At 66.7% G+C, this 5693-nt stretch carries 7 protein-coding genes and 1 pseudogene; all 8 read left to right on the forward strand.

All coding sequences use genetic code 11. The features are described 5' to 3' along the window. The first annotated feature begins 26 nt into the window (after positions 1-26). The gene (locus VIR09_RS20770; protein ID WP_332014571.1) at positions 27-845 is read left to right on the forward strand and encodes a VacJ family lipoprotein; all 819 of its coding nucleotides are present in this window, start codon (positions 27-29) and stop codon (positions 843-845) included. Positions 846-884: 39 nt separating this feature from the next. Then, positions 885-1520 carry an ABC transporter substrate-binding protein gene (locus VIR09_RS20775; RefSeq protein WP_332014568.1) on the forward strand — a complete coding sequence of 212 codons (636 nt, stop codon included), beginning with the start codon at positions 885-887 and terminating at the stop codon, positions 1518-1520. A gap of 169 nt (positions 1521-1689) precedes the next feature. Then, complete coding sequence (locus tag VIR09_RS20780) at positions 1690-2502, forward strand: ABC transporter ATP-binding protein (protein ID WP_013390955.1); 813 nt, start codon at positions 1690-1692, stop codon at positions 2500-2502. Beyond that, positions 2499-3311 (forward strand): ABC transporter permease, encoded by an 813-nt coding sequence (locus VIR09_RS20785; protein WP_013390954.1) that lies wholly within the window; start codon positions 2499-2501, stop codon positions 3309-3311. Before VIR09_RS20780 ends, VIR09_RS20785 begins: the two co-directional genes overlap by 4 nt. Positions 3312-3316: 5 nt before the next feature. Then, a complete protein-coding gene (locus VIR09_RS20790) occupies positions 3317-3562 on the forward strand; it encodes a BolA family protein (protein ID WP_013390953.1) in 246 nt (81 codons plus the stop codon). Next, positions 3562-4830 carry a UDP-N-acetylglucosamine 1-carboxyvinyltransferase gene (murA, locus tag VIR09_RS20795; protein WP_332014569.1) on the forward strand — a complete coding sequence of 423 codons (1269 nt, stop codon included), beginning with the start codon at positions 3562-3564 and terminating at the stop codon, positions 4828-4830. Before VIR09_RS20790 ends, murA begins: the two co-directional genes overlap by 1 nt. Then, positions 4827-5507 (forward strand): ATP phosphoribosyltransferase, encoded by a 681-nt coding sequence (gene hisG / locus VIR09_RS20800; protein WP_332014570.1) that lies wholly within the window; start codon positions 4827-4829, stop codon positions 5505-5507. The genes murA and hisG overlap by 4 nt, the downstream gene beginning before the upstream one ends. Before the next feature lie 53 nt (positions 5508-5560). Continuing rightward, positions 5561-5693, forward strand: a pseudogene (locus tag VIR09_RS20805) (histidinol dehydrogenase); the annotation flags it as partial.

Raw genomic sequence — 5693 nt, forward strand, 5'->3', positions numbered from 1 at the left:
GAATTATTGATAGGGATGCCCTGATCATGAACAAGAAAGCTCTTAGCAGGATTGCCACCGTTGCCGCCGCGGGCGCGCTGATGGCAGGCTGCGCCGCGCCGCAGAACCCGGATCCCCGCGATCCCTGGGAAGGCTTCAACCGGGGCGTCTACAAGTTCAACGACACCGTCGACCGCGCCGTCTTCAAGCCGGTGTCGCAGGCCTACACCTTTGTCATGCCGCAGCCGGTGCGTAGCTGCGTGCACAACATCTTCAGCAACGTCGGCGACCTCTGGTCCGGCACCAACAGCTTCCTGCAAGGCCGCGGCCACGACTTCGTCAACACGCTGGGCCGCTTCCTGTTCAACACCACCATGGGCGTGGGCGGCTGCTTCGACGTCGCCTCGGCCAATGGCGCGCGCCGCATCCCGAACGACTTCGGCACGACCCTGGGCGTGTGGGGCTTCAGCCAGGGTCCGTACCTGGTGCTGCCGTTCTTCGGTTCGTCCACCGTGCGCGACGGCACGGGCCTGATCGGCGACTTCGCCGGCACGACCTACGGCTACATGGGCGTGGACGCCATCGACAACGTCCGCTTGCGCAACTCGCTGTGGGGCCTGCGCGTGGTCGATACGCGCGCCAGCCTGCTGAGCGCCACCGACACGATCGACCGCGTCGCGCTCGACCCCTACAGCTTCATCCGCGACGCCTATCTGCAGCGCCGCGCCGCCATGGTGCTGGGCCAGAAGGTGGACGACGAGTCCGCGCTGCCCAACTACGAAGACGACGAGGGCGATGCCGCCCCCGCCGCGCAGCCGGCGGCACAGCCCGCCGCGCAACCCGCGGCGCAACCTGCGGTCAAGTAAGCCGCCGCGCTGCGCCCTCAGTACAAGTAAGGAGTTTTGATGCGAGTTTCTTTTGTTTCCCTGCTGCAGCGTCTGGTTTTCGCGGGCCTCCTGGGCCTGGGCCTGGGCCTGACCGCTGGCGCGCAGGCCAAGCCCGACGCCAACGGCGCTCCGGACCAATTCGTGCTGGCCACTGCCAACGAGGCCCTGGATGTCCTGAAGGCGGACGGCGCGGTCAAGGCGGGCAACACCGCCCGCATCAACCAGGTGGTCAACGAGCACATCCTGCCCTACGTCAACTTCCAGAAGACGACCCGCCTGGCCGCCGGCCGCTACTGGCGCCAGGCCACCGATGCGCAGAAGAAGGCGCTGGCCGAAGCCTTCCGCGGCACGCTGGTACGCACCTATAGCGGCGCGCTGACCCGCGTCACCTCCAGCACCAACGTCACCGCCTTGCCGTTCCGCGGCGATCCCAAGGCCGACGACGTCGTCGTGCGCACGCTGATCAGCCAGGCCAACGGCCAGCCGACCGGCGTCGACTACCGCCTGGAAAAGACGCCCCAGGGCTGGAAGATCTATGACATGAACGTCGAAGGCATCTGGCTGATCGAGAACTACCGCAACCAGTTCGCCCAGCAGATCAATCGTGACGGCATCGACGGCCTGATCCAGGCGCTGAACCAGCGCAATCAATGACCGGCCTCGCGGCTATCGCGGCCCGGCGCGCCCTTGTGGCCCGCCGGGCCGATTGTTTTAGGGACAGACCAGCCGGATACCCGGGGAGATGCCAGGGCTACCGGCCAGAGCCACGGCAACGCGCTTATATAATGATCAATTCGCTCTTTCCGGGCCATCCCCCGCCGTCATGTCCGCCGTCAGTCTAGAAAACGTCTCCAAGGTCTACTCCCCGCGCCAGCGCGGCTGGCAGAAGCTGCTCGGCCGCGCGCCCGCCGCCGGCTTCCAGGCGCTGGATAATGTCAGCCTGAACATCGAACACGGCGAGTTCTTCGGCCTGCTCGGCCCCAATGGCGCCGGCAAGACCACGCTGATCTCGATCCTGGCCGGCTTGGCGCACGCCAGTTCAGGCCGCGCCACGGTCTGTGGATACGACGTCGTGGCCGACTACAAGTCGGCACGGCGCGCCCTGGGCGTCGTGCCCCAAGAGCTGGTCTATGACCCGTTCTTCACGGTGCGCGAAACCCTGCGCATCCAGTCCGGCTATTTCGGCCTGCGCAAGAACGACGACTGGATCGACGAAATCCTGTTCAACCTGGGGCTGGCCGACAAGGCCAACTCCAATATGCGGGCGCTGTCCGGCGGCATGAAGCGCCGCGTGCTGGTAGCCCAGGCGCTGGTGCACCGCCCGCCCGTGATCGTGCTGGACGAACCCACTGCCGGCGTGGACGTGGACCTGCGGCGCACGCTGTGGGAATTCATCTCGCGCCTGAACAAGGCCGGCCACACCATCATGCTGACCACCCACTACCTGGAAGAAGCGGAAGCCCTGTGCGGCCGCATCGCCATGCTCAAGCGCGGCCGCATCGTGGCGCTGGACACCACCCAGGCCCTGATGGCCCGCGTGGGCGGGGTCGACCTGGAAGACGCCTTCGTGCGCATCATGCACGCAGGCGACGAGCAACCCGCGCCCGCCCTGCAACCCGAAGAGATCTCGTCATGACCCAGCCCGCCGCGACCGCCAGCCAGCCGCTGGTGCAGCCCCGCCTGGATGCGGGCTCCGGCTTCCCGACCTTGCTGCGCAAGGAATTGCTGCGCTTCTGGAAGGTCAGCTTCCAGACCATCGCCGCCCCGGTCATCACCGCGCTGCTGTACCTGCTGGTCTTCGCCCATGTGCTGGAAGGGCGCGTCATGGTGTACGGCAGCGTGCCCTACACGGCGTTCCTGATTCCCGGGCTCATGATGATGAGCATGCTGCAGAACGCGTTCGCCAACCCCTCGTCATCGCTCATCCAGAGCCGCATCACGGGCAATCTGGTCTTCATGCTGCTGCCGCCGCTGTCGCACCGCGACATCTTCGCCGCCTATGTGCTGGCCGCGATCGTGCGCGGCCTCGCGGTCGGGCTGTGCGTGTGGGTGGTGGCGCTGTTCTTCGTGTCGCTGATCCCCGCCCATCCGCTGTGGCTGGCCGTCTTCGCCGTGCTGGCCTGCGGCATCATGGGCGTGCTGGGCCTGATTGCCGGCCTGTGGTCCGAAAAATTCGACCAGCTCGCAGCCTTCCAGAATTTCCTCATCATGCCGGCCACCTTCCTGTCCGGCGTCTTCTATTCCATCCATACGCTCCCCGCCTTCTGGCAGAGCGTGTCCCACTGGAACCCCATCTTCTACACCATCGACGGCTTCCGTTACGGATTCTTCTCGGTGTCGGACGTCTCCCCCTGGCGCAGCCTGGCCGTGGTGACGGGGGTGTTCCTCGCGCTATCGCTCTATGCGCTGCGGCTACTGGCCAGCGGCTACAAACTCAGGAACTGACGTCCATGCTTCCCACTCCCGCGCAAGTCCGCCAATACATCGCGGACGGCCTGCCCTGTGAACATCTCGACGTGCAAGGCGACGGCTCGCATTTCGACGCGGTCATCGTCAGCACCGCCTTCGAAGGCAAGCGCCTGATCCAGCGCCATCAACTGGTCTATGCCGCGCTCGGCGACCGCATGAAGGCCGAAATCCATGCGCTGTCCATGCGCACCCTGACGCCCGCCGAATACCAGCAAGCAGGCAAGTGATGGACAAGCTACGCATCACCGGAGGTTCGCGCCTGCACGGCGAAATCTCCATTTCCGGCGCCAAGAACTCGGCCCTGCCGATCCTGTGCGCCGGCCTGTTGACCGCCGATGCCCTGACCCTCAGCAACGTGCCGCATCTGAACGACACCGCCACCATGCTGCGCCTGCTGGGCCGCATGGGCATGCGCGCCGAGCGCGCCGCGGACGGCACGGTCACGCTGCAGGCCAACCAGATCGACAAGCTGGAAGCTCCCTACGACCTGGTCAAGACCATGCGGGCTTCGATCCTGGTGCTGGGTCCGCTCCTGGCGCGCTTCGGCGAAGCCCGCGTCAGCCTGCCCGGCGGCTGCACCATCGGTCAGCGTCCCGTGGACCAGCACATCAAAGGCCTGGCCATGCTGGGCGCTGAAATCAGTATCGAACACGGCTTCGTGGTGGCGCGCGCCAAGCGCCTGAAGGGCGCCTCCGTGCGCACCGACATGGTCACCGTCACCGGCACCGAAAACCTGCTGATGGCCGCGGTGCTGGCCGAAGGCCGGACCGTGCTGGAAAACGCCGCCTGCGAACCGGAAGTGGTGGACCTGGCCGAACTGCTCATCAAGATGGGCGCCCGCATCCAGGGCCACGGCACCAGCCGCATCGTGATCGACGGCGTGGATCGCCTGCACGGCGCCGATCACCGCGTCATATCCGACCGCATCGAAGCCGGCACCTTCCTGTGCGCGGTCGGCGCAGCAGGCGGCGACATCGTCCTGCGCAACACGGACGCGGACATCCTCGGCGCCACCCTGAGCAAGCTGACCGAAGCCGGCCTCACCATCGAGACCGGCCCCGACTGGATCCGCTGCGCCATGTCCTCGCGCCCCCGCGCGGTGGGCTTCCGCACGCTGGAGTACCCCGGTTTCGCCACCGACATGCAGGCCCAGGTCATGGCGCTGAACACCGTGGCCGAAGGCACCTCGGTCATCGTCGAGACCATCTTCGAAAACCGCTACATGCACGTGCAGGAATTGCGCCGCATGGGCGCGGACGTCGACATCGACGGCCACACCGCCATCGTGCGCGGCGTGCCGAAGCTGTCGGGCGCCACCGTCATGGCCACCGACCTGCGCGCCTCGGCCAGCCTGGTCATCGCCGGCCTCGCGGCCGAAGGCGAGACCCTGGTCGACCGCATCTACCACCTGGACCGCGGCTACGACCAGATGGAAGTGAAACTGCGCGCCCTGGGCGCGAACATCCAACGCGTTACCGGCAAGGAACAGGCATGAACGATGCCCCCACGACCGTCCCCCCCCTGACCCTGGCCCTGTCCAAAGGGCGCATCTTCGAAGAGACCATGCCCCTCCTGGCCGAGGCCGGCATTGAAGTCCCCGAGAACCCCGAAAGCTCGCGCAAGCTGATCCTGCCCACCAGCGATCCCGGCCTGCGCCTGATCATCGTGCGCGCCTCGGACGTCCCCACCTACGTGCAATACGGCGCGGCCGACCTGGGCATCGCGGGCAAGGACGTGCTCATCGAGCATGCCAAGGAACAACCCGGCGGCCTGTATCAACCCATCGACCTGAACATCGCCAAGTGCCGCCTGGCCGTGGCCGTGCGCAAGGGCTTCGACTACGAAGGCGCCGTCCACCAGGGCGCGCGCCTGCGCGTGGCCACCAAGTACGTGCAGTCAGCCCGTGAACACTTCGCCGCCAAGGGTGTGTACGTGGACATCATCAAGCTGTATGGTTCGATGGAACTGGCGCCGCTGGTGGGCCTGGCCGACTGCATCGTGGACCTGGTGTCCACCGGCGGCACCTTGCGCGCCAACGACCTGGTCGCGGTGGAAGACATCATGCCGATCTCCTCGCGCCTGATCGTCAACCAGGCCGCACTGAAGACCCGCGGCGCCCGCCTGCAACCGCTGTTGGACGCCTTCGAGAGAGCCGCCTCCCGCAATGCCTGACCCTCGCCCGCCGCGACGCCGCGGCGGCCGCTACCTGCTTGCTCCATGACGCCATGGCCCTGATCAATCGTCTCGACTCCCGCGATCCCGGATTCAAATCCGCCCTGTCCACGCTGCTGGCCTTCGAGGCCACCGAGGACGAATCCATCGACCGCGCCGCGGCCGGCATCCTGGCCGACGTGCGCG

Origin of the sequence: Achromobacter sp., assembly GCF_036567245.1 — a bacterium.
Classification (GTDB): domain Bacteria; phylum Pseudomonadota; class Gammaproteobacteria; order Burkholderiales; family Burkholderiaceae_B; genus Achromobacter.

Coding starts and splice junctions, on each gene's coding strand:
- hisG (WP_332014570.1), top strand. CDS start 4,827: ATGAACGATGCCCCCACGACCGTCCCCCCCCTGACCCTGGCCCTGTCC.
- murA (WP_332014569.1), top strand. CDS start 3,562: ATGGACAAGCTACGCATCACCGGAGGTTCGCGCCTGCACGGCGAAATC.
- VIR09_RS20790 (WP_013390953.1), top strand. CDS start 3,317: ATGCTTCCCACTCCCGCGCAAGTCCGCCAATACATCGCGGACGGCCTG.
- VIR09_RS20770 (WP_332014571.1), top strand. CDS start 27: ATGAACAAGAAAGCTCTTAGCAGGATTGCCACCGTTGCCGCCGCGGGC.
- VIR09_RS20780 (WP_013390955.1), top strand. CDS start 1,690: ATGTCCGCCGTCAGTCTAGAAAACGTCTCCAAGGTCTACTCCCCGCGC.
- VIR09_RS20775 (WP_332014568.1), top strand. CDS start 885: ATGCGAGTTTCTTTTGTTTCCCTGCTGCAGCGTCTGGTTTTCGCGGGC.
- VIR09_RS20785 (WP_013390954.1), top strand. CDS start 2,499: ATGACCCAGCCCGCCGCGACCGCCAGCCAGCCGCTGGTGCAGCCCCGC.